At 38.5% G+C, this 24,815-nt stretch carries 18 protein-coding genes and 3 pseudogenes; 9 read left to right on the top strand and 12 right to left on the bottom strand.

The window, feature by feature from the left end; all coding sequences use genetic code 11:
- Positions 1–114: 114 nt before the first annotated feature.
- Both AC2117_RS12075 and AC2117_RS12070 read right to left on the bottom strand, forming a co-directional pair.
- On the bottom strand, positions 115–1,143 hold the full coding sequence (locus AC2117_RS12075; protein WP_133974374.1) for a MerR family transcriptional regulator: 1,029 nt from the start codon (positions 1,141–1,143) through the stop codon (positions 115–117).
- A 173-nt stretch (positions 1,144–1,316) separates the two neighbouring features.
- The gene (locus AC2117_RS12070; RefSeq protein ID WP_133974372.1) at positions 1,317–2,231 is read right to left on the bottom strand and encodes a LysR family transcriptional regulator; all 915 of its coding nucleotides are present in this window, start codon (positions 2,229–2,231) and stop codon (positions 1,317–1,319) included.
- A 134-nt stretch (positions 2,232–2,365) separates the two neighbouring features.
- On the opposite strand from AC2117_RS12070, the gene AC2117_RS12065 reads away from it, so the two are divergent.
- A complete protein-coding gene (locus AC2117_RS12065; protein WP_133976346.1) occupies positions 2,366–3,754 on the top strand; it encodes an amidohydrolase family protein in 1,389 nt (462 codons plus the stop codon).
- Positions 3,755–3,779: 25 nt separating this feature from the next.
- Complete coding sequence (locus AC2117_RS12060) at positions 3,780–4,232, top strand: DMT family transporter (protein WP_197730913.1); 453 nt, start codon at positions 3,780–3,782, stop codon at positions 4,230–4,232.
- Positions 4,233–4,336: 104 nt separating this feature from the next.
- On the opposite strand, the gene AC2117_RS12055 is transcribed toward AC2117_RS12060, so the two are convergent.
- The 4 genes from AC2117_RS12055 to AC2117_RS12040 form a co-directional block, all read right to left on the bottom strand.
- Positions 4,337–5,035, bottom strand: coding sequence for a DUF1826 domain-containing protein (locus AC2117_RS12055; protein ID WP_133974370.1), 699 nt, complete (start codon positions 5,033–5,035; stop codon positions 4,337–4,339).
- 153 nt (positions 5,036–5,188) lie between these two features.
- Complete coding sequence (locus AC2117_RS19080) at positions 5,189–7,720, bottom strand: TonB-dependent siderophore receptor (protein ID WP_133974368.1); 2,532 nt, start codon at positions 7,718–7,720, stop codon at positions 5,189–5,191.
- Positions 7,721–7,789: 69 nt separating this feature from the next.
- Positions 7,790–8,746 carry a FecR domain-containing protein gene (locus tag AC2117_RS12045; RefSeq protein WP_133974366.1) on the bottom strand — a complete coding sequence of 319 codons (957 nt, stop codon included), beginning with the start codon at positions 8,744–8,746 and terminating at the stop codon, positions 7,790–7,792.
- A 31-nt stretch (positions 8,747–8,777) separates the two neighbouring features.
- On the bottom strand, positions 8,778–9,284 hold the full coding sequence (locus tag AC2117_RS12040; RefSeq protein ID WP_133974364.1) for an RNA polymerase sigma factor: 507 nt from the start codon (positions 9,282–9,284) through the stop codon (positions 8,778–8,780).
- 477 nt (positions 9,285–9,761) lie between these two features.
- On the opposite strand from AC2117_RS12040, the gene AC2117_RS12035 reads away from it, so the two are divergent.
- The 3 genes and pseudogenes from AC2117_RS12035 to AC2117_RS19235 all read left to right on the top strand — a co-directional run.
- Positions 9,762–11,138: an EAL domain-containing protein gene (locus tag AC2117_RS12035; protein WP_133976344.1), complete on the top strand. Its 1,377-nt coding sequence runs from the start codon at positions 9,762–9,764 to the stop codon at positions 11,136–11,138.
- A gap of 730 nt (positions 11,139–11,868) precedes the next feature.
- On the top strand, positions 11,869–15,120 hold the full coding sequence (locus AC2117_RS12025) for a DEAD/DEAH box helicase (RefSeq protein ID WP_133974362.1): 3,252 nt from the start codon (positions 11,869–11,871) through the stop codon (positions 15,118–15,120).
- Positions 15,121–15,228 (top strand): annotated as a pseudogene (locus AC2117_RS19235) (diguanylate cyclase); the annotation flags it as partial.
- A 141-nt stretch (positions 15,229–15,369) separates the two neighbouring features.
- Here AC2117_RS19235 and AC2117_RS12020 read toward each other — a convergent pair.
- The 3 genes and pseudogenes from AC2117_RS12020 to AC2117_RS12010 form a co-directional block, all read right to left on the bottom strand.
- Positions 15,370–16,284 (bottom strand): alpha/beta hydrolase, encoded by a 915-nt coding sequence (locus AC2117_RS12020; RefSeq protein ID WP_133974360.1) that lies wholly within the window; start codon positions 16,282–16,284, stop codon positions 15,370–15,372.
- Complete coding sequence (locus tag AC2117_RS12015) at positions 16,268–17,167, bottom strand: alpha/beta fold hydrolase (RefSeq protein WP_133974359.1); 900 nt, start codon at positions 17,165–17,167, stop codon at positions 16,268–16,270. Before AC2117_RS12015 ends, AC2117_RS12020 begins: the two co-directional genes overlap by 17 nt.
- 19 nt (positions 17,168–17,186) lie before the next feature.
- Positions 17,187–18,239: pseudogene (locus AC2117_RS12010) on the bottom strand (sugar phosphate isomerase/epimerase family protein).
- Between the two features lie 180 nt (positions 18,240–18,419).
- On the opposite strand from AC2117_RS12010, the gene AC2117_RS12005 reads away from it, so the two are divergent.
- The gene (locus AC2117_RS12005) at positions 18,420–19,019 is read left to right on the top strand and encodes a TetR/AcrR family transcriptional regulator (RefSeq protein WP_133974357.1); all 600 of its coding nucleotides are present in this window, start codon (positions 18,420–18,422) and stop codon (positions 19,017–19,019) included.
- A gap of 78 nt (positions 19,020–19,097) precedes the next feature.
- On the opposite strand, the gene AC2117_RS12000 is transcribed toward AC2117_RS12005, so the two are convergent.
- Positions 19,098–19,985: a LysR family transcriptional regulator gene (locus AC2117_RS12000; RefSeq protein ID WP_133974355.1), complete on the bottom strand. Its 888-nt coding sequence runs from the start codon at positions 19,983–19,985 to the stop codon at positions 19,098–19,100.
- Positions 19,986–20,101: 116 nt separating this feature from the next.
- Here AC2117_RS12000 and AC2117_RS11995 point away from each other — a divergent pair, with 116 nt between their 5' ends.
- Positions 20,102–21,292 (top strand): serine hydrolase domain-containing protein, encoded by a 1,191-nt coding sequence (locus AC2117_RS11995; RefSeq protein ID WP_133974353.1) that lies wholly within the window; start codon positions 20,102–20,104, stop codon positions 21,290–21,292.
- The gene (locus AC2117_RS11990) at positions 21,289–22,452 is read left to right on the top strand and encodes an MFS transporter (RefSeq protein ID WP_133974351.1); all 1,164 of its coding nucleotides are present in this window, start codon (positions 21,289–21,291) and stop codon (positions 22,450–22,452) included. Before AC2117_RS11995 ends, AC2117_RS11990 begins: the two co-directional genes overlap by 4 nt.
- A 68-nt stretch (positions 22,453–22,520) precedes the next feature.
- Here AC2117_RS11990 and AC2117_RS11985 read toward each other — a convergent pair.
- Positions 22,521–22,664, bottom strand: a pseudogene (locus AC2117_RS11985) (ADP-ribose pyrophosphatase); the annotation flags it as partial.
- A 25-nt stretch (positions 22,665–22,689) separates the two neighbouring features.
- On the bottom strand, positions 22,690–23,448 hold the full coding sequence (locus tag AC2117_RS11980) for an HD domain-containing protein (protein WP_133974349.1): 759 nt from the start codon (positions 23,446–23,448) through the stop codon (positions 22,690–22,692).
- A 706-nt stretch (positions 23,449–24,154) separates the two neighbouring features.
- Here AC2117_RS11980 and AC2117_RS11975 point away from each other — a divergent pair.
- Complete coding sequence (locus AC2117_RS11975; RefSeq protein ID WP_197730911.1) at positions 24,155–24,709, top strand: TetR/AcrR family transcriptional regulator; 555 nt, start codon at positions 24,155–24,157, stop codon at positions 24,707–24,709.
- Positions 24,710–24,815 lie beyond the last annotated feature (106 nt).

Here is a 24,815-nt window from a genome sequence, read left to right as displayed (position 1 = left end):
GAATAAATAGGATATTTTTTTAAAAGCTACACCAAATTATGGTGTAGCCAGCTGTTTTGATATCGTTTAGTTTAAACTACTCTTCTTATAAAAAAGCGATTTAACTTGATAGAACTAAGCACTACGCATTAATACTGCTACTGCTTTTTCTAAAAATTGTAGGGTAACTGGTTTGAGCCAAGTGCCCTCAGCAAGACTTGGTTCATTTCGCATTGCTGTACGGATTTTTTCTTGGGTAGCCACTTCTTTACCAGCATAGCCTTGTAGCATAGTGAGCCATTGTTGTGCCAAACGCTTTGCTCCATCACTATCTGGTGTGACCTCTGCATCTATCAATTTTTCAACATCGACCAATAATTGAGGCCATTTTTTCATCTCACGAATGTAATTTTCTTTTAGAAAATCAAATTCATCGTCAGATAAATAACGGGCAAAAATACTCAGTTTACTCTCAGAAAAAGCTTTAAGTAAAAACTCAACAACTTCTGGCGTTACTCCTAATTTTTCCTGAAATTCGGGCTCGGCTGAATTGATGGTATTTAATTTAACAAGCCATTCAGGGTTAGCTCGTGTATTGTGCTCAAGAGTTTTCATCCACTTTCGGGCTAAGTCTTGAGCTACTTCAGAGTTAAATGGTTCGCCAGCATTAAATAGTGCATTTGCTGCTTGAGTTAACTCTTGCCATTCTTGGTGACTTTTACTGCCTGCTTGTAAGAAAGTGAGTTTTTCAAGCTCTTCTTTTGTAAAGTATTTCTCATACATTGCTATAAGCTCCAGTGTTTTTAACCAATCTTCCAAATCAAGCTCTTCACCATTCATGATCTGAGATTTAAGTTTGCTGAGCTGATTTCGCAATTTCTTTTGCTCAGTCAGTCTTTGATCAATTGCTTGAATCTGCTGATCAATAATGGGTAAAAGAGCAAGATCGGGGTCTTCAAGAACCGTATAGATTTCAGCTAACGACATTCCCAGTCCTCGTAATGCTTGAATCTGATGCAAACGAGTAATGTCTTTACGGGTGTATAGTCGATAACCAGCATCGGAACGGACCGAAGGCTGAAGTAAACCGATATCGTCATAGTGATGAAGAGCACGGACAGTAAGTCCTGTCTGCTTAGCCAATTCACCAACTTTTAACAGCATCTTTTTAGCTCCTTCTTCCTTAGGTGTGTTTTATGCTAGGGGCTTACGTTACGTGAGGGTCAACTACTTTAAATCATATTTTTTTCTTATTTTCGCTTTGCTGAGTATACAAATTTATCTTATATATTTTATTGAGTGCGTTAGTGCACTTACAAAGTCTTAAAAATAATCTTTTAAAGTGAGTTAGTTTGATTATTGCTAATAAGCTCGGCCATCCAGTCAGAAAATACCCTTACTGCCGGTGAAAGAAAACGTTGATGCGGATAAAGTAAAGTCACGGCAACAGGTGGTGGGCACCAGCCTTGTAACACCGCGATGAGTCTTTTTTCTTTGAGGTGCTTTGACACAAGTCTTTCAGCAAGTTGAGCAAGTCCGTATCCTTCAAGGCACATTTTTATATAAAGCTCAGTTTCATTAACGGCAACAGTACCATTCATTTGTACAGTTTTTTTCTCTCCATTCCGTAGAAAGCGCATTTCACCTGCATGTCTGTTGTTCCCTGAAAAATAATGAATAGCTCGGTGATGTGCTAAATCATCGGGAGTTTGTGGAATTCCGTTTTCTTTTAAATATGCTGACGATGCGCATGTGACCCAACGGAACTCACCAAGAGGGCGGGCAACAAGGGTGGAGTTTTCTAGATTCCCCATCCGAATCACACAGTCTACGCCTTCCTTAATAAGATCTACTTGTCTATCGCTGACACCTATCATGAGGTAAATATCTGGATAACGTTGTTGAAACTCTTGCAGGTTCGGCATGATCACCGAATGAGCGATGCCCGCAGGCATATCAACTCGTAATCGACCTTGTGGCTGTTTGATGGCATTGGTCAGGTTAGATTCTGTATGTTCAATCAGGTCGAGTATTTCTCGGCACTGGGTCAGATATTCTGCTCCCTCTGGCGTCAGGCTAACCCGTCTTGTTGTTCTGTTTAACAGACGCACTTGTAAATACTTTTCAAGATTTTTAATTGTACTAGTGACTGTTGAGGCTGGTAGGGAAAGTGCCTCTGCTGCATGGATAAAGCTTTCAGCTTCTGCTACCCGAACAAAAATCTGCATTGCCTGAATACGATCCAATCTCATACCTTTGTCCCAATACTGTACTCACACTCTTAGATTATTCGCTTCCGCTGAATAATAAAAACAGTTTAACCAGCTTTTTCAGCATTATCACTTCAGATAGATTTTCAGCATACATTTGAGAAGTTGGAATAATGATGACTGATTACAACAGAAACATAGTGCAGCTGACTGAGTCTTCACCAAATAGAACGCTGATTCGTGGGGCGACGATCCTAAGCATGGATAGCGTGATTGGGAACATGGTTCGCGGAGATATTCTGATTGAGGGCGGCAAGATTACCGCCGTGGGTGAAAATTTAGAAGCCGAAGGTGCAGCTATTATTGATGCATCCAATATGATCGCGATGCCGGGTATGGTCGATACTCATCGACATTCATGGGAAGGGCAACTGCGATGGATTAATCCGAATGCTGAAACGTTAGAAGACTATTGCAACGCGACGCACTATTCTTTTGCCAAGTACTATCGTCCAGCAGATATGTACATCGGTAATTTGCTTACAGCTCTAGGCTGTATAGATGCGGGTATCACCACAGTGATTGATAACTCGCACAATAGTCGTAGTGCCGCTCACTCTGATGCGGCTGTTGAAGCTTTACTAGATGCTGGTATTCGAGCTGTACACGCTTCTGGTGCATCAGTCTCAGGAGACTGGGATAGAGCGAACTGGCCTAGCAATCTTGAACGCCTACAAAAAAAATATTTTAAAAACAGCGAAAGCAGTTTGGTATCACTGGCTGCTATGGCTCAGCTAGAACCTGAACTATGGGCTGAGGCACGCAGATTGGGGCTGCCAATCATTACTGAATTTTTTGGTGGTGAAATGGCTGCTGCACTAGAGGGTCTGCATCAGCAAGGTCTGCTAGGACCAGATAATATCTTTAACCATTGCACCTCGCTGCCAGATGTTGGATGGGAAATTTTGCGCGAGGCTGGAGTACGAGTAAACGTATGCCCACGATCAGATGCCCACTATGGCATCGAAGACGGTATGTTTGCCATGCAATCGGCTCTACGTCACGGCATTAGACCCGGTTTGAGTGTTGATAATGAAACGTCTTACAGTGGCGATATGTTTATGGAAATGCGCGTAGCGTTTTATTTACAACGTGTCATGGGAATGCATCAGAACAAATGTTGTGGTTCAGCACATTCGCCAGTAACCCTTCAGGCTCAAAATCTTCTAAAAGCTGCGACGCTTGATGGTGCAACTTGTGCAGGTTTACAAGAAAAAATTGGCAGTCTAACCCTTGGAAAACAGGCTGACCTGATATTGATTCGAACAGACGATATTAACCTTTATCCGTCTGGTAACGCGTTTGGCACGGTGGTTCATGCAGCTGAGCGCAGCAATATTGATACAGTGATGATTGGCGGACGAATCGTTAAACGTGACGGTAAAGTGTTGGGTGTGGACAGTGAGCGACTTCGTGCAGCGATTGATGAATCTCGCCAGCATCTTTTTGCTGCGGCTGGTTATGTTCCAGACATTTTCGCCGAAACGTTTTTGCCCCTTGAATAAACCAGATGAAAGGGGGGCAAACACGATGAATGTTATCTATTACCTCATGGCCTTTGCTGCGGGATTAGGGATTACTCTACAGACCACGTTGAATGGCCAACTGGCTAAAGGCATAGGCGGGGATTCTGTTGTTGCGGCGTTATTTTCGTTTACAGCTGGTGCGGTATGTCTTGGGATTTACTCTCTGGTGCGAGGTGGAATCGCTCCTTCGCTGATCGCTATTCCTGCTCAGCCATGGTGGAGTCTTTTAGGCGGAGTTCTAGGTTCTTGCGCACTACTTAGTTATGTCGTCCTTGCGCCTAGAATTGGGTTGTCTGCATTGCTGGGGCTGGCAATTGCTGGGCAAATTATCTCGTCATTATTAATTGATCATTTTGGGTTGATGGGAGCGACTGAACGCCCAGTTTCTATGATTAAACTGGTCAGAACAGTGGTCATGCTGGTAGGTCTAGGGATTGCTCTTTTTGGTGATAGGTGATGAATCTTTAAACAAGTATTGTTGATATAAAGTGACTTCAAGCCATTCCATTCATGGGAGTGGCAACACATTACTCCATAAAAACTAATTAACCACTGAAACACTTAACAAATCAACAGCAATCGATATTCACCATCCTTTTCAACAGGCGCTCTATGAACACACGGCAAAACCTGTTGTGTAGGATGATCTACTGCCAAACGCCACAAATGTCCCTTGCCTAAATTTACAGGTTGGGCGTTAGGTTTAGGCTGATAATGCAAATCAAAAAAATACTCTGCCAAGAAGGCTTCAAATTCAGCATCTGAGCCTTCATGTAATTCTTTGAGTTTTTCTCTAATTTCTGGGATTAAAACTTTTTGTTCAACCTGATCATTAGGCACAATATCGCTCGCGGCGCCGTGATAGGTACATAAGAATGTATCGGTTTCAATAGGGGAGCGATCGACATGAAATGAATATACGTCTGTTGAAATGAAATCTAGCTCGTCATCGCGTTCATAATATTTAAGTAAATTCAGTACGGGTGATGCACCGAAATCAGATAATTGCTGTATGTCTTCTAAAATAGTTTTCCTTGCCAGATTGCCTTGTTCTGAAAGCTGTAACGCTAAAAGGTCTTCAACAGTAACTTCTGTAATATTTCCTTTTAAATGAAGTTTATTCACAATTTCTTTAAAGTCACCAACCAAATTTCTATGCCAACACATCGCATTTGCCTCTCCTTGAAACTTTGTACTTATAAGTTCAGAGAAACTAGACACTTGTCTAATTTGATTGTTGTCAGAAAACGTATTCTTCATATGAGAATTAAATAAAATAATAGAGCATGTCTAATATTATAGCCTGAGCTTAGTCGAAAATATTCTAGTCCAGTTTATTAAGTAGATTTAACCTTACTTCAGAAGAACATTATTTGCCTCTGAAGTAAGGTTTTTAAAAGTCGACTAATTTATTTACCACTCATATTTCACACCCACTCGAAAATTAGTTGGAGCGCCGTAATAGCTATTTGTAGTGGCTAAATGGTATTTCTCATTAAATAAATTATTAAGGTTGAAGTTGAGCATAAGATTATTGTTCACTTTATAACGTGCCATTAAGTCGACCAAAGCGTAACTTTCTTGAGTAAATCGACCCGTTGCAGAGACTGCATTTTTTTCGTAAATCTCACTTTGCCAACGAACACCGCCACCAATAGTAAGGGCTTCATCAAGATAAGGCAGGGTATAGGTGGTAAATAGTTTGGCTGTGTTATTTGGCACACCGGTATTTAATCGATTGTCTTGGCTATCTTTTGATATATTACGGCTAAAGCTTGTGGAAACTTGCCATAAATCAGTTAACTTACCTGTCGCCTCGATTTCAAAGCCGCGGCTTTTTGTGCCAGATTCTGTTCGATATGCTTGAGAACCATCTGGAGCAAATACATCGGTCAATGCAATCGCTGTATTGTCCTCTTTAGTTTGATAAATAGCAGCTCCGACATTTAACTGATTATCAAAAAACTCACCCTTAATGCCCAACTCGGTACTATTACCTATTAACGGTTCTATATATTCGCCTGTAGGGGCCTTCTTATCTTGTGGTGAAAAAATGTTGGTGTAGCTTGCATACGCAGTCCAGTTGTCTGTGAAATCATAGGTAACACCGACATAAGGAATGACTTTGCCGCTTTCTTTTTGTGTTGTGTAGGTGGTCTTATTGTTAGCATCTGAATGGTTGGCTGTTACACGTTCCCAGTCTTCAATACGCGTACCTAAAATGACTGCAAGATTGTCGGTTGCTTTAAGACGAACAGCACCAAAAATAGATTGGCTACGATCATCTCCACTGTACCAGCCATCTATTTTTGTTTCGGGGCGGTTAGGTGTACTACCATCCCACGTAAAAATATTTTTTAGAGTGCCGTCCCATGTCATTCCATTATTCCAGCCAGAATAGGTGGGGCGTTTATTTTTACTTTTTGTGTAGGTTGTGCCGAGTACTACATCATGAGTTTGATTAAACAAATCAAATGATCCGTTTAAGGTTAAATTGAACAAGTCTTGAGTAGGACGATAATCCCAACGGGTTGCATATAACATCGCCCCGCTACCAGTGGCTTTATCAATTCCTTCACTTGAGTAGGTATAGCCTACAATTTCGTCAGAATCGGTAATGGTTCTAGACACTACACCTTTTAATTTCCAGTAGTCATTCAACTTGTGTTCAATATCTGCAAAGTAAGATGTAGTAGAACGGTCAGAACCCGTCCAACTCGCTGCCGCTGAATCTGAACGTGACCAGTCGATTAAACTCCCGTCGGTATAAAAGCTAGGTAAGCCACCTCTAGCAACGCCAGTCATGTCAATTTGTTGATAGCTAGCACCTAAACTTGCTTTGGTTTGGTCACTTAAATCGGCTTCTACTACTGCATAAGCCACTTTGCGTTCTTCGTTGTAACGGTCGATGTAAGAGTCTGATTTTTGGTAGGCAAACAGGGTACGACCACGAAGACTTCCTGACTCATTAAGTGGTGTAGATACATCAATATCGGTACGGTAAGAATCCCAAGAACCGATGTCAGCACTCACCGAAGCTTTAAAGTCCTGTAATGGTTTTTTGCGGACCAGATTGATACTTGCGCTTGCACTTCCGGCACCTGTCATTAAGCCATTTGCACCTCGCACAACCTCTACACGGTCAAATAAAGCCATGTCCTGACTTTGGAAAATACTTGAATATGAACTCATGAGCTTCACGCCATCGAGTAAATAACTATCCACTTCTTTACCGCGAGCGTAAATAGGGGAATTATCACTACCAATATTTCCGCCTTGTTTAATTGAGAGGCCTGCTGCCTGACTTACAACATCGGTTAATTGTGTCAGGTTCTGATCTTTCATTTGTTGATTGGTGATTACACTGACCAGTTGAGGCGTTTCTTTTAAACTTAAAGCTAAGCCATTAGAAGCGGTGGTCGCTTTCGCCGTATATAAACCAGAACCTTCGGTTGTTAGGTTTTCGCCATGATCAGCATTGATATGAATCGTTGCTAAATGAGCTGTGCCCGTTTCACCACCCGCTGTATCAAATTCATTATTGTTATTTGCTTTGGTTTTAATGGTTTCCAACTGAAAGACTTTGGGTTCAATCGGAGCGGGAGAAGACTTCACTCGAATGCTATAGCCGCCATTGTTGACTTTAACAGCTTCAAATGGATGACTTTGCAATAAAAGGTTTAAGGCATCGTCAACGGCGTAATTCCCTTTAAGCGCTTTGCTTTTTGTTTTTGAAAGGCTGGCATTATCGTAGCTAATGGTTGTACCCGTTTGAATCGCTAGCTGCTTAATGGCCTGATCAAGTGTGCTTTGATTAATTGAAATACGATAAGTTTGCGCAGCGTAAGCAGAAGTTGTGGTAAGCGCCGTGACCACCAAGGGCGTACTCCACAGCACTGCACGTATAGCCAAAGCCAGTTTACTTTTTGCTTGATAATCCTTCATGTGGTCTTCTCGACAGTGGAGTGTATTTCTCTATAAGTCGAACCAGATCAAAAAAAGGGTCATGTTTTTTTATCTTTTTTTAATATTTAACAGATAAGGACTGTAATAGGTCAGTTCAAGTTGATGGCTATAGGCCAAAGTTTCTAAGCTTTGCTCAGGATTTTTGAGCGAAAATACACCCGAAATTTTTATATTTTTCAATTCCGGATCGATGCTATAGGTTCCCTTTTTATAGCGGAATAGTTCATCCAACACTTTTTGGAGTGGCCATTGATCTACGACCAAAAGTTGTTGGGTCCAGTAAGGTTGATCATTATCGAGTGGAAGCGATTTTGAAATATATTTTTCATCAAAAAAAGCACGCTGGCCTTGTTTTAGAATCTGCCGTTTAGAGGAGTTCTCTGGCTCAATGGCTACTGCATGCTTATAAACCTTAACTTTTGTTTGTTCGCTATTTTCTTGTCTCACTGAAAATTGAGTTCCTAAGGCTTCTACTGAACCATTTTTTGTTTCGACAATAAACGGCCGATGTTGAGTATCCTTGGCAGTCTCAATATAGATTTCCCCATCAATTAGTTTTATCTGACGTGTCTCTTGCGTGAAATTTATATCGACATAGCAATTACTTGCCATAATGAGTTGTGAACCATCTTTTAACGATACTTTTTTAATTTCGCCCACTTTGGTGTGATAGTCAGATTGCCATTTTTCCCAAGGGATGCAATAGGCAGACAAGCCAACGATGACTAAGCCTGAAAGGCTTAACAGCAGATTGCGTTTTGCAGCGAGATTAAATTTTTGATTAGACTGGACTAAAGCTTCGGAAGGGAAGTTACCTGCAAGGTTTGTTAAACCGTGGCTAAACTTTTCCATTTGCTGGAGTGCTAATTGATGTTCTTTTTTTTCAGCTTTCCATTGCTCAAACTGTTGCTGCTGTAACGCTGTCATTTCCCCTGAATGCAAAAGGACCAACCAATCTGCGGCTGCATCTAAAACATGATGAGGGATTTTCGTAATATCTGACATAGGGTAGAAATTTTAAGCGCGTTTAACGGGTTTAATGATAGAGGTCTATGCAAGCCAAAAAAGCTTGTTTCATATCTCTTTTTACAGTGGCCTCAGAAATATTCATTTTTTCACTAATTTCTCGATAAGTCATGCCGTCTAGCTGAGACATCAAAAACACTTGAGCCGTTCGGGTGGGGAGTTTTTCTAATATTAAATGAACCTGATACAAGGTTTCTTGAATATAAACTTCATGCTCAGCAGAGGGATAATATTCTTGTGGAAGGTTTTGTAGGGCATCGAGATAGAGATTTTCAATATGTTGACGACGCCAATAATCAATAATCACATGCTTGGCGATTCCCATCAGCCATGCTTGAGGCTCTTTAATTTGTTTAAAACTATATTCACTTTTTAAAGCACGATAAAACACTTCCTGACTCAGGTCTTCAGATTGATGATGATGCTGAAGTTTATGTTTAAACCATGACAAGAGCGTGCTTTGCTGAGAACGGTAAATTTGGCTAAACCATACTTGTTTATCTACATTCAGGTTCATAGCAGAGGAGCCCACAAATTGGTAATGAGTAGCACGATTAAACAAACATTTAAGATATTCTTAAATAGTAATGATAATTGTTATTAATATCAATAATGGAAACTATATATTGTAAGAAGCTGGTTGAACTAATGGATGAATCGTAGTGCTTGAAACAGGTTTCTTTATAGGACTAAAAAAGATAAGTCAGCCATTTTGATGACGTGAAAAAAAGAGTTGAAGGGGAGCTGGCTTTTGGCATCCAAGCCTTGTGTCAGCCTAGTAGAGACGTGTATTGTTGTATGGCTATACTTTAAATTATAGAGGCCATTGAAAAGTGATGTTTTTTAACCACATTTATTAAACAAACGGACTTTGCTAGCAATAGTGAAAAAACACCTAATCTAAAAATAATAATATAAATAACAAAGGTGTAAGACATTAAATTTTATTGATTGAATCCTGGATTGGATAATGAATAATCAATATGGGGGAACCATCAAGAAATATTTTACGGTTGATTTTATGATTGCTTTGTCTTACTTAAAAAAACACAAGAAAAACTACCGTGCTATAAAGGACCAACAACTTACAATTGCTGCTAAAGCAAATATTTTTATTTGCATTATTTTTTGCTTGTTTTGGACCATATATTTCGCATTTGCACAAATGTGGCTGATTGTTTATATGGATGTGTTTTTTACACTAGTATCTATATTTAGTCTTTTTTTAATTTATATACGTCGAATTTCAGCTGGTATTCTTCTATCACAAATTGTTCTTTTGGCTTTTCCTGTGGTTTTTTGCCTAATTTTTGATGTAGCCACATTGGATCGTCCTCGGGTAGCTCATTTGTTTTTACCCGCTGGAGCCATATTAGGATATTTAAATTACCGCCGAGATCCGAGCTTTTTACAAATCGTTTTAATTATCTTATCGATCGCGTGCTTTATATTTTTTAGTGGAAGTTCTTTTACGCTCGATAGTGCAATACCTTTATCAGAAAATATTCGTGATCATGGCGGGTGGATCGCGACATGTGTTGCTACCCTCATGATTTGTATTTCAATTTATGCCATGCAATTAGAGATACAAACAGAAAATACCATGGTGCAAGACTTACGCTTAGCACTGGCCAAAGAACAATTTGAACTTTTTTATCAACCGCAAATGAATTCTTCTGAAAAAATTATCGGGGCAGAAGTCTTGTTGCGCTGGCATCATCCAGTGTTGGGATACATTCCTACAAAAGATTTTATTCCGGCTGCTGAAACTTTTGATTTAATACCTGAAATTGGGGAATGGGTATTGGTTCAGGGGATTAAAGTATTACAAGATTGGAGTGAAAAAGAAGCGACGAAAGATCTCACACTTTCTATTAATATTAGTGCTGATCATTTCATGCAACCAAACTTTGAGCAGACCGTGATTGCCATGGTTCAAAAATATGAAGTTAATCCAGCTCAACTCATATTAGAAATAACCGAAAGTATTGCTTTAAATAATTGTGTGAGCGTCATCGAAAAAATGCATTTCTTGTCTAAACATGGAATTCAGCTTTCTCTTGATGATTTTGGTACGGGGTATTCATCTTTAAGCTATTTACAAAAAATGCCCATTAGACAAATCAAGATTGATCGTAGCTTTGTGCAAGCAGCTTTGGATGATAAACGGAGTAATAAATTAGTCACGGGTATTATTAAAATTGGACTAGATTTGAACCTTCAAGTGTTAGTAGAAGGGATTGAAACTGCTGAACAGTTTAGCGCTTTTAAAAACAATGGCTGCACGGAGTTTCAAGGCTATTTATGGGGCTGTCCAATGCCATTAAATGATTTTCTGAAGCAATTACCACATCTGAATGATTTGAATTAACTTAATGTATCGTTTATAAATTCAACAAATTTTTACCTAAGTTAAAATGTGGTAAACACCTATATGTAGGTAAGTGTTTTTAAACGTAATTAGATATATTTTGTATGGCTAAGTTGAATGCTTAGAAATTTAGGTTTTGTGGAATTCATAAGACCCATTCCTATCAGGTCTGGACTTTTTAAACTATTCAAGTTCCAACTGATCATTTTTAGTGACTCTAATTTTTAACTTTGTGAATTTACATTTGTTTGCATCTAAAGCAAAATTCGAAACCTCAGTAAATAACAGAATTGTTGTTGCCAAGATCATTTTTAATTTTTACTAGATATTTAAATCACGACTGTTCTTGATATAAATCATATCAGTAAGTTTTTTAATTGAGTATTGTTTTTTAAAATAAAATTTTATTAATTAGTTGCTTATGAATATTTTTTTAAAATAGACAAATCTGTCTATTTTTTATAGAATGAAGTCGATGATGACTGAGTTTTAAAATAAAAATGCTTAATAACATATATCGGATTTTAGAGTGTTTGGGTTTTCTTTCCCTACACCGTGCTGTGTATTTTCAATTTTCAAATACACTTTTAAATATCCAAGTCTTTTTACAACGCATTGATGGACAGCACAAACTCAACGCGGGTTTTTCCAGAGCTGAATTAATTTGCTTGTCGACCACGAATGCTACCATGCTGTTAAATTGGGAAATAAGTGTTTACTGAGAATTTACATGAATAATAAGAAAATTAATCATAGTTGTACTGAAGTTAGCCAAATTCTTTCATTTTGGCGCGATTTAGAAATTTTCACGATCCCTTCGGCTCCAACAGCAAAAGATAGTAATAAATTTACAAAGATAATAACTTTAAGGGTTGGTGAGCAATTACCTTGGGATAAGGCGGAGTATCAACCAACATCAAAACATATGTATATGCATACCGTTTATATTGGTGTTGCTGATCAAGAAGACCTTACTCGACTTGTTTTACGAAAGATTGTAAGGCAAGAGCTAAGTGATAAAGAACGTGAACGAATTTCTGGCACTGGTTGGTTAGCATCTTTTACTGTAAACGAAAATGGTCGTTTAAGTGAGGATAGTTATATGCCTGCCAGTTACGTATATGGGACTCAAGCTTTAAGTCGGGGAGAACCTCTTACTGATCTGAATGCAAGACTTGCTCGAGCAAAAGAGGAGTTTGCTCAGCGTTGCCATCGCTTATCTCAGTTAAAACATGAATATCGATGTTCTTGGAAGGACCTAGAAGGCGAGAGCGAATTGGTTAGATCTATTTTTGATCAAGATGACCAAGTCGGATTAGATTGGCGGTTTGTAGTTGTCACTAAACAATTGCCAAGAAAAAAAATAATAGAGAATGTCGAGCAAGAGGTTAATTACCTTAATTCATTTTATTTAGATGATCTTGATCAAATGCTGAAAAAGAGCAAGTCTAATCACGCATTTGGACAAGCCTTAACAAGATATCTTGGACCCTCCATCACTCATCATGAAAGAATAGATATTTTAAAAAATCATGAAGTTATGGGGAAGCTTGTCTGCGCTGCTCATTTACCTATTACCCGTTGGCCCGCTTCACCAGATAAACCTTTAGTGCTAGCTCAACAAGCAGTTGTTGCTCATATTGGAAATTTACTGGGTAATCAAGACGGGATTATTGGTGTAAATGGGCCGCCAGGTACAGGAAAAACAACTTTACTATGTGATGTTATTGCAACCGTTATTACTGATAGAGCTAAGCGGATCTCGGCACTTTCTACACCTGATGCTATATTTAAAAAGCCTATTCAACTCATGGGTAGAATGTTTTCTCCAATTGTAGAGGAGTTGGTACGTGATACTTCAATAGTTGTGAGTAGCAACAATAATAATGCTGTAAAAAATATTTCACAGGAGCTACCTGCACTTGGTAAATTAGATGAGAAGTACACATCAAACTCTTTATATTTTCCCGAGGTCATAAAGGGGGTATTTGATAGTCAAAAAGTACTAGATGAAAATCAAGCAATAATTCCTACATGGGGGATAATTGCTGCCGCTCTAGGTAATAGTACTAACCGTAGATCTTTTGCTCGTGCATTTTTTAAAGAAGATCATGTTACTGAGAGTGATGATGAGGATAGTAAAGATTCATTTGTATCGATGAAACAAATACTGGAAGATGCTATTCCTCGTACCGCTATTTATCGACAAGAGTGGCATAAAGCAAAGAATGAACTTCTTGAATTAATTGAACTAATGGAGCAAAAGCGTTCAATTTTAATGAAAGCAGAGCGTGCGTCACTGGCGATTTTAGAATGTAGGGAGACGAAAGAAAACTTAACGCAAACGATTACGCTCAAGAATAAAAAATTAAATGAACATCAAAATGTATTTCATCAAATACAAAGTGAACTACAAGATCAGTCTATCTTAATGCAGTCTAAACAACAGATATTAGAGCAAATCCATATTTCACATGGACCTCGATTATGGGATCGTTTATTTGCACTATTTGGTTATCGGACTCACCGCATGGAAATCTATGATAAGCGGATTAATGAGGTGACTTTATCATTGCAAGAAACCACTTCACAGTATGAAAATCTAATTTATGAGAAGACTTTAAGAAATCAAACGATAAAAATCTGCGAACAAGAGCTATTAGAGTTAAATGATGAACTCATTAAGATAAGACAAGAATACGAGAGATTGAGTCATGATCTTCAGGCAATACAAACTTTAGGTGTAAAACATCTGATTGGCCCTGATTTCTGGAAATTAACGTTTGAAGAGTTGCATCGAGCTTCAGTAAATACATCGGAAATTATAGATGATACTCGGGCCCATATTTTTATTAAATCAATAGAACTACATAAACTAACGATTTTATCTAATGCCAAACGATTTTTAAGTAATTTAAGAATGGTTGGGCAAATGTTATCAGGGAATGCTAAAGGGTTGTCCTATGAGGATCGTCCATTGATTTGGGACAGCTTATTTTTTGTTGTTCCTGTTGTCTCAACAACTTTGGCTTCATTTAGTCGGCTTTTTGCTGGCTTGGGACAAGATAGTCTAGGTTGGTTATTAATTGATGAAGCGGGTCAAGCTACTCCTCAATCGGCAGCAGGTGCAATTTGGCGAAGCAAAAGAGCTATTTTAATTGGTGATCCTTTACAGGTTGAACCTGTCTTTACATTACCAGATAGCGTAGTTGAGATCTTACGCAAACAACATGATGTGGATTTATCTTGGTCCCCAGTATTTGAATCTGTACAAACCCTTGCTGACCGAATAACACCATTGGGTTCATGGATCGATGATGGTAGTGGTGATGACCAATCGAGAATCTGGACTGGCATGCCATTAAGAACGCATCGTCGTTGTGATGACCCTATGTTTTCTATTGCAAATAGCATTGCTTATGCTGGTCAAATGGTTCAGGGACGTGTCGATAGTGCAGGAAATCCTAAAGCTGTAGATATGGCCTATGACATAGGAGCCAGTACATGGTTCAATGTGGACTCAATAGATTTTACACACCCTGTTAATTCTGAAGAACTAGATGTAATGATTTACTCTTTAAGAAAGCTTGAAGAGAGACGCAAAGCTTCAGTTGATAATTCGAAAAAGAAAATATATGTAATTTCACCTTTTAGAAAAGTTATTCAAGCATGTAAAGAGCGTATTAAAGATGAAGGGTTAATAGGTGTTGAATGTGGTACTGTGCATACTTTTCAGGGCAAAGAGGCTGATATCGTATTTCTTGTGTTAGGAACAGCAAAAGAACGTATAGGAGAAGGGGCTAGAGCGTGGGCCTCTTCAACTCCAAATTTATTAAATGTTGCTGTGACACGAGCTAAGAGTCGTTTGTATATTATTGGTAATGTTCATACTTGGTCTAAAATGAGTTATTTTTCAACCTTATTTGATGCACTTCCAGTGAAAACAATTACTACTATAAATAAATCGATCGAGTTGGAATAGTTTAACGCTTTTAAAAACAATGGCTGCACGGAGTTTCAAGGCTATTTATGGGGATGTCCGATGCCTTTAAAAGATTTTCTTAAACAATTACCACATTTAAATAAATAAGCAAAAGGGCTATTTCAATAAGGATTCACTGTAACCGACATCCATAGTTAAAATTTAATTGGGCCACTCTAGATATGTAATTAAACAATTTTAAAGAGTGGCCAACTAAGCAATATGTTTGAATGTTGGAAACAAATATATCTACATACGAATTTTGCTATAGATAGATTTTATTTTCTCGGGACTGATTGCCAGCATGTGAATCGCGCCGTGAATCATTCCGTCTAACAAATGAAAGTTCACCTTAATACCGGCATCTCTCAATTTTTGAGCATATCTTTCACCATCCTCACGAACGGGATCATATTCACAAATAAAAATGGTTGCATCCGGTAGCCCCTCTAAAGACTGAGCAAGTAACGGGCTTACAAGTTCATTCTGTTTTTCACTTTCATGCGGCAAATATTGATCCCAGCAATAAACCATTGTGGATGAGTCCAAACCATAACCTTCGGCGTATTGGTTATAAGAATTGCTACTCATGGTGGCATCTAAGGCTGGGTAGAAAAGAAGTTGATGGCTCACCTTAATTTCTGGATGTTGTTTTGCCATGAGACATGTGGCCGCAGCTATGTTTGCGCCGGCACTATCTCCACCTACAGCAATATAGTTTGGATCAATTCCAAACAGTGAAGCATTCTCACTGATATAGCGGAATGCCGTAAAAAAATCATTTAAAGGTGTTGGGAACTTAAACTCTGGAGCCAATCGATAGTCCACAGAAAATACAACTTGTTGAGTGGATTCTGCTAATAACCGACACGAGCGGTCCCATGCGTCTAAACTTCCAAGGCACCAGCCTCCACCATGAGCAAAAACTAAAGCGGGCCGTTGCTCAGCGTTTTCTAGTGAATATGGAACATAAACACGAACCTCAATTTCCATATCATCTGAAACAGCAACATGAAAACTTTGTTGGTAGCTTGCATCATGTTGAATGCCTTGCTGATCAATAATGTCTTTATTTACTTGTTCCCTTAGCTCTTGCAACGAGTTTACGGCTTGTGCGGTTGGTCTGGACTTAAGCCAGCTTTCAATTTCAGCAAGTAGAGGCATCGCTTTTTTCCTGCTGTAAAAAATCTAAAATGAGTGAACTAAATTTTTCTGACTGTTCTTCCATAATGAAATGACCGCAGTCTTTTACAATTGTACTGGTTAAATGCGGTGAAACCTTTTTCATGGTTTCATAAGGTGCATTATCTGTGGCATGTTCAGCGCCTATGGCTAAAACTGGCATGTCTAAGCTTTTAGTTTCTCTGATTTTATTTTGACGTATGGTCTCTGGAATAGAACGGTAATAATTAAAACCTGCCGTTAATCGACCCGGAATTTTATAGGCTTCAATATAAGTTTCAATCGCCACTTTATCTTTGTGCCACGACCATTTATCAAACATATAATTTAAATAAGTATCTTCACGGCCCGCGATTAAGGCTTCGGGTAAATCTAAGGTCTGGTTAAACATGAAGTGCCAAAGAAAGATATTTTCACTCGGCTCAACAAAAATAGGAGGTGCGGGCGCTAAACCGGGAATCACTGCTTCTGTTACCGCAAGACGAGTCACTGACTCAGGAAAGTCAGATGCAAGCGCATAGGCAACCCACATACCAATGTCATGACCAACAACCGAATAAGTTGGATACTCAAGTTCAGTCATCAGCATTGATAAAATTTTAGCGATACGCCCCGTATCGTAACTTCCATCCAGTGGAGCTGAATTTCCTGTTCCGGGTAAATCAACTGCGATTGCTTGATAACCCTGTTTCGCTAGTTCGATCATGACTTTGTGCCACGCGTACCATGTCTGCGGCCAACCGGGAATAAGCAATACAGCTGGACCTTCCCCTAAGGTGACGTAGTGTAATTTTTTACTTTCGATGTGAGTGTAATGATGTTGGAATTCGTTATACGAGTTTTCATTGAATAGGTGAGTTTTCATGTTGATCTTTTACGATTCCTTAAATACCTAATAACTGATTAATTTGAGTCTGATTCACAGGGGCAGCAGCAAAGTCATCAAACACTTTATCGGTGACATGAATAATATTTTGCTTAATAAACTCTGCGCCTTCGCGTGCGCCATCATCTTTATTTTTAAGGCAGCATTCCCACTCCAACGTTGCCCAGCCTTCGTAGTCGTAATGTGCTAACTTGGAAAAAATCGCTTTAAAGTCAACTTGACCATCACCCGTAGAGCGGAATCGAGCCGCTCGATTTCCCCAGCTTTGATAGCCGCTGTACATCCCTTGGCGGCCTGTTGGATTAAATTCGGCATCTTTAACATGAAACATGCGAATGAAATCTTTATAGATATCGATATATTCCACATAGTTCAGTTGCTGCAAAACAAAATGGCTTGGGTCAAAAAGAATATTGCAACGTGGGTGGTTATGAGTACGCTCTAAAAACATTTCAAATGTAATGCCGTCATGCAAATCTTCACCGGGGTGAATTTCATAGCAAAGGTTGACGTCTTGTTCATCACAAGCATTCAAAATAGGAAGCCAACGACACGCTAATTCATCAAACGCCGTTTCGATGAGTCCTGACGGTCTTTGAGGAAATGGAAATACATAAGGCCATGCCAAAGAACCTGAAAATGTTCCCATGTCTTTAAGTCCTAAGCGGGCAGATGCTTGAATTGAAGCGAGCATTTGCTGTTTTGCCCACTCGGTTCAAGCCGCTGAATTGCCATGCAAATGAGATGGGGCAAAGTTATCGCACATTGAGTCATAAGCAGGGTGCACAGCCATTAACTGCCCAAAAATATGAGTCGTTAACTCACTAACTTTTAAGCCATGATTGTTTAAAGTACCTAATATTTCATCGCAATAATCTTGGCTTTCTGCTGCAAAATTGACATCAAATAAACGCTTATCCCAAGCAGGAAGTTGTACCGCTTCAAAGCCTTGGTTTGCTACCCAAGCAGCAATATCTTCTAGACGGTTAAAAGGGAAAACATCATCGCTAAATTGAGCAAGATGAATACTAGGGCCTTTGATGGTTTTCATAATAAACCTTAATTAGTTGTTGATCGACAAACAATAGGCTGAATTTTGGATAAAAACAACTTTTTATTTAAAAATCAAAACAAAACGGGACTATTTTGAATAAATCTCATTGATTTATTTGTGAAAATATTTTTTTCGAATAATAATGAAAAGACGTACTAAGTTTGATGAAGGGTCATTATGGCTGGCAGACCAAGAGAGTTTGATCGAGAAGAAGCCCTCGTAAAAGCGAGAGATTTTTTCTGGCTTCATGGCTATGAAGGCACATCAATGTCAGATTTAGTTGAAGCTTTAGGGATTGCCTCAGCTCGAATTTATAAAGCATTTGGCTCAAAAGAGGCTTTGTTTAGAGAGGCCGTAAATCACTACGAAAAAAATGAAGGTAACTTTGCGTTAAATGCTTTAAAGCAAAAAAATATTAAAGATGTAATCAACCAATTATTTAAAGATGCACTAGCGCTTTACACGCAAGCCAATCACTCGTATGGGTGCATGGTTGTGTCCGCAGCGAGTGTGTTAGGCGAAGAAAACCAAGCTGTTTTAGACTGGATGAAAGCACAACGTATTGCACGGGGGCAGAGTCTGGTTGATCGATTTGTTCAGGCAAAATCAGACGGTCAATTGGTGGCAGAGGCTGACCCTAAAACCTTAGGGCAATATTACGCGCTCGTTCTACATGGATTATCTGTTCAAGCAAGAGATGGATATTCGCAAGAAGAGCTTTCTCGGGTCATTAATTTTGCATTAAAAAATCTAGATCAATATGTTGTAAGCGTTTAATAAGCTGGTGTTTACTTTAATGAAAATAAGTCATCATTAGTTTTGATAAATAGCTCTTTATCTAGCACATCACATTCTTTATTTTTCAAACATATGTTGAGACAAGAAATTAACAAATGCTCGAACTTTTGGAGAGGGATGTTTACTTGCTGGCCAGAGAATATTAAATATGCCTGTTCTATCCACAAACTCCGGTAATACTTGAACTAATTGATTAGTATTCAATAATTCTTTGATAGAAAAGTCAGGCAAGCAAGCAATTCCTCGACCTTTAAGTGCAAAGCAAACTCGTGTCTCAATATTATTACAAATCATCGATATCGGCAGTTGTAAGTCCAGTTCATTTTCAGTTGTTTTTAGGGGCCATTTCTCAAGCTTGCCGCTATGAGAAAATCGATAATGTAAACAAGAGTGTTTTAATAAATCAGCAGGTACAGTGGGCGTTCCACGTTGAAGTAAATAGGCAGGAGAGGCGACAAGTAATTGTCTAAAAGTCCCCAGTTTTGAGGCTTTTAAACGTGAATCTGTTGGAATACCTGTCCGAACAACAGCATCAAATCCTTCTTCAATCACATCTACCAATCGGTCTGTAAAATCAAGATCTAATTCTATTTCTGGATATTCCTGCATAAAGTCACCAAGTATAGGTAATACGAGTGAACTTACTAAAGGCAAACTCACACGTAATCGTCCTTGTGGAGACTTGATTGCTTGCGATAACTCCATTTCTGCTGCTTCAATTTCAGCCAGTATGCGTCGACTACGTTCTAAAAATAATATTCCTTCAGCAGTCAGATTAATACTACGTGTATTACGATGAAAAAGTCGTACACCAATCTTTTCTTCAAGGCGAATCAAGCTCTTACCAACAGCAGAAGCTGAAATTCCTAATGAACGTCCTGCCGCCACAATACTTCCAGTCTCAGCGATTTTAACGAATACGGTAAATCCATTCAGGCTATCCATTCTTTTCTCCTTATTACGGAACAAAACTTCCGTATAACAAGGAACTATAACCGACTTTTTCTTTAATAGGAGACTTCCTAGTATATAAATCTCGAATATGAAAAGAAGTTTTTACTATGATTTCTAAAGAGTCCGTATCAAATAACACCGTACCATCGACCTCTTTAAGCCTCGTTCAAAATGTTGTTCAAAAAGCGATAGATAATAACCAGTTAGTAGGTGCTACGGTTATTGTGGCTCAACATGGGAAAGTGATACATCGTGAAGCATTGGGGTTATCTGATCGAGAGCGATCAATATCAATGACAACGGATATAGTCTTCCGTTTAGCTTCAGTGAGTAAGGTTATTGTTTCAACCGCTGCTTTAGTTTTAGTTGCTCAAAATAAACTGAACTTAGATGAATTCATTCATCATCAATTACCATTTTTTCAGCCTAAATTAGAAAATGGAAAGTTTGTACCGATTACTTTACGCCAACTACTCAGTCATACGGCAGGTTTAAATTATCGTTTTCTTGAACCAGATATCTATGGTGCATATTCACAGGCAGATGTATCTGATGGCATGGATTCATCCAATATTAGTTTGGAAGAGAACGTACGTCGAATTGCTACCGTACCTTTACTCTATGAACCAGGGAAAGGATGGGGATATTCTTTAGCAACAGATGTATTAGGCGCATTAATCGAAAAAGTATATGGCAAGCCTTTAGATCAAGCGGTTAGAGAGTTAGTCACTGATCGATTGAAAATGAACAATACTGGTTTTGTTGTACCAGATAACCAACATGTAGCAACTGTTTATGTGAGTGATAGTCCTGAACCTCATATTTTATTAGAAGAAGAGGTTGTTTCACCATTTGAAGGATGTGTTGGAATTAGTTTTAGTCCACGCCGTATTTTTAATTCGCAAGCATTTTTCTCAGGTGGCGCAGGAATGGCTGGAACCGTTGAGGATTTTTTTAGCTTATTAGAAGCTCTTCGTCAGGATGATTCATTATTTTTACCCACTGAATTAATTGATGAAATGGCAAAAGATCAAACGGGTGGTTATGAGTTACCTAATGCGCCGGGCTTTGGTTTTGGTCTCGGATTTTCAGTATTAAGAAACGCTCAGCAAGCACTATCACCAGAATCAGAGGGAACATGGCGTTGGGGAGGCGCTTACGGTCATTCATGGTTTGTCGATAAAAAACATAATCTGAGTGTCATCGCATTTACAAACACACTTTATGAAGGCATGTCTGGAAAGTTTGTTACAGACCTACGCGATGCAGTTTATAAAGCGATAGGAGTAGTCGAATGAGCAGCTCGCATTCAAATGATCGATTGCCTATCGTTTCTTTACTCATCCTCGCTATGGCAGCCTTTGTTACGATCTTGACAGAAGCGTTACCTGCGGGGTTATTACCTCAATTAGCTTTGGGTTTAAATATATCTGAACCCTTAGCAGGACAAACAATCACGATATATGCGATTGGGTCTTTATTAACAGCCATTCCATTAACGAATGCTACCCAAAGTATTCGTCGTAAACCCTTGTTATTAATTGCTCTAGCGGGTTTTGCTTTCACAAATCTAATTACAACGCTATCTACCAGTTATCTTTTAACAATGGTTGCCCGATTTTTGGCCGGTGTTTCAGCAGGGTTACTTTGGGCCTTGCTAGCTGGTTATGCAACGCGAATGGCACCAGAACACTTAAAAGGGCGTGCGATAGCAATAGCAATGTTAGGAACACCATTGGCTTTGTCTCTAGGTGTGCCAGCAGGTACTTACCTTGGTCAATTGTTCGGTTGGCGAATGGCTTTTGGTGTTATGAGTATTTTTGCGATTATTTTAGTGGTGTGGGGAAGTCTCACACTACCTGACTTTGAAGGGCAGGCTACTGGTAAACACATATCTTTAAAACAGGTATTTATTTTACCCGGTGTCAGACCTATATTATTTACTGTTTTAAGCTTTGTGCTTGCGCATAATCTTCTATATACCTATATCGCTCCGTTTTTATCAATTGCTGATTTATCTAAAAATACGGACATTATTTTACTGATATTCGGCTGTTTATCATTATTCAGCATCTTCATTACAGGTGTGTTGATTGACCAACATTCACGCCTATTAACACTCACTAGCATCATATTATTTGGCTTTTCTGCTCTTTTACTTGCGGTGATGGGGAATTATGCGGTTATCGTTTATGTGGCAATCGGAATTTGGGGTATTGCGTTTGGTGGTGCTGCGACATTGTTTCAAACTGCATTAGCGAAGACTACAACCAATATGGCTGATATTGCTCAATCAATGTTAGTGACTGTTTGGAATATCGCTATTGCTGGCGGGGGAATTATTGGTGGCTTCTTACTGAGTAATGTCGGGGTGAGTTCTTTCCCTCAAGTACTTTTAATATTGTTATTTATTACATTCATTGTTGTTTTAAGAGCGAAACAATATGGGTTTCGCTAAAAACGACATATTCGATTATGAAAGAAGAACTCCAAATATAAGAGTTCTGCCTTACAGTGAGTTTTTAATTAATCAAATTGAGTAACTTCTGGTATTAACTCTAAATAATCAAAAAATTTCTGTATTTGTTCTTCTGTTACCCGTGCTGTAGAAATGGGCGGCAACTCATTTCTACCAAAGAATCCAACTTCAGGTGTTTCAATATTTGGTGTAGGCACTTTATAAATATTAATATTTCTACTCTTCATATAAATTTGACTTAATCATGAGCGGTAAACCAAGACTACTTAATAAGCTAGTTCGAGAATTTGGTACATTCTTATTTTCTAAATCAATAAGCTCGATAAATGCTTTATTAAATTGTTTTCTAGGATATTTTCCTAAAATTTTATTTCTAAAAGAGACGGGGAGTTTATATAGACCGTCACCAATCACATCGCATGATGCACCTTGCTGTAATAGCGTAATTTCTGCTGGGTCAGAATGATCTATATAACCATTCATATGTAAGCAGATAGCATCTCTAATAACTTCACTTTTCTTCTCATCAAAGCTATGTTCTTTAGCCTTTAGCTCAAATTGTTTGGCACTCTCGTAGGTAAAACAATTACAACCTTTACTATGAATATGTTGCTCAGTTAAGCCAATATCATGAAAAAGTGAGGCTACTAAAAGTGATTCATGGTCAAATTGCTGTTTTTGTATATTGCCTAAGGCAGCTCCCCAAAAGTAGGTGCGCCATGAATGATTGTAGATAGATATATTTGCTTTAGCCTCTAGTTCATCAAGCACGACTTTAACCATTTGAGTATCTGGTATTACGATCTGATCCATATCAAAATCATGGGAAGTTTTGAACCGAAAGTAATTTATTTTTATAGAGGCCATAATACTCGGCAGCATAATTTTTTGAATTAACTTAATTTTCTCTTTGAAACTGAGCTGACCATTTGTAGCTTGCATCCAGTTATATGAACCAATTCTTATAGTTTTCATTATTAGATCTCATTTTAGAGTAATTACTCTAAAATATTATCATAGATGATTTTTTGCAAGTTGTATCTTTTAAGACATCGATAGAGCTTTGATTGATAGGCGTTTTATAAACCCCAATTTAACAATAAATTTTAATTATTTACCCTTACTTTTTAATGATCTATTTTAAAGCAAATGTCATTTTGCGTGCTTGACTGAAAGAGGGTTGAATACTATTCTTTGCCTGCTGGCCTACATTGCCAGTCGGTTGTCGCAGACCGATTCACACCCGTATCAGGATTATTTCTCTGAGGAATAATTTTGTGCGGCCATCTCGTTCCCTCCCGTTGCGGTAGGACGGGAGTGGGACACCCTCGGGTGTGCTGGTTGTGTGACCAGTCTGCGAACCCACTTCCGTTCTGCCACCATAATTTATAATGTCTGGCAGAACTCCAATTACAAAGGAGCTGGCTTTGCACATCCATTATTTCTTGGCAACCTTTGCCAAAAGCTATAACGACACAACTTAAAATTTTAAAGCAGTTTGATGGCTATTAGGCTTTTCAGACTTTAAATCATTTTGTCTAAAAACTTAATCAACAATAAAACTTGAGATGTGCCAAGCACAGTCTTTATGGGCTTTGCTATGCCTTTTTTCTCCCAAAAAACGGCAGCGGTTTTTATATCTCATTTATATACAACAATAATTTTTTATAACGGTAAAACTATGCCACATTCAGACCTACCATTTCGTGCTTTAAGCGTACTTCACTCAGCAAGATATCTTTTTAATCAATACGGTTTTCACAATGTCGGTGTAGACCGAATTATTGAGTCGGCAAATACTACCAAAGCCACGTTTTATAATTACTTTCACTCAAAAGAACGCCTTATTGAAATGAGCTTAACCTTTCAAAAAGATGGCCTTAAACAAGAGGCCATTTCGATTATCTATATTCAAAAAGAATTAACTCTAGTCGAAAAACTGCGCAAAATTTACTTTTTACATGCCGACTTAGATGGGCTTTATCATTTGCCATTTAAGGCTATTTTTGAAATTGCGAAAACACATCCAAAGGCCTATCAGACAGTAGTTGAATATCGGAACTGGCTGATTAATGAAATTTATAAGTTGCTTTTAACCACCAATGCAAATGCTTTAAAACCCGATGCCCACATGTTTTTGTTTGTGATTGATGGGGCAATGGTTCAGCTTTTAGACCCAAACAAACCAGATGAAAGAGAGCGGCTGCTTGAGTATTTTTTGATAGGATTGCAGTGATGAGAGTGATAGGGAAATTAATACAACAAGTATTCAATGGACAATTATATACTTGTATAAGTAGAGATTTTTTAAATAATTATATTTGCTTTATTAGATAGATGAT

The organism is Acinetobacter calcoaceticus, assembly GCF_900520355.1.
GTDB classification, from domain to species: domain Bacteria; phylum Pseudomonadota; class Gammaproteobacteria; order Pseudomonadales; family Moraxellaceae; genus Acinetobacter; species Acinetobacter calcoaceticus_C.
The sequence above is the reverse complement of the archived record's forward strand: the minus strand, read 5'-3'. Positions and strand labels throughout refer to the sequence as shown.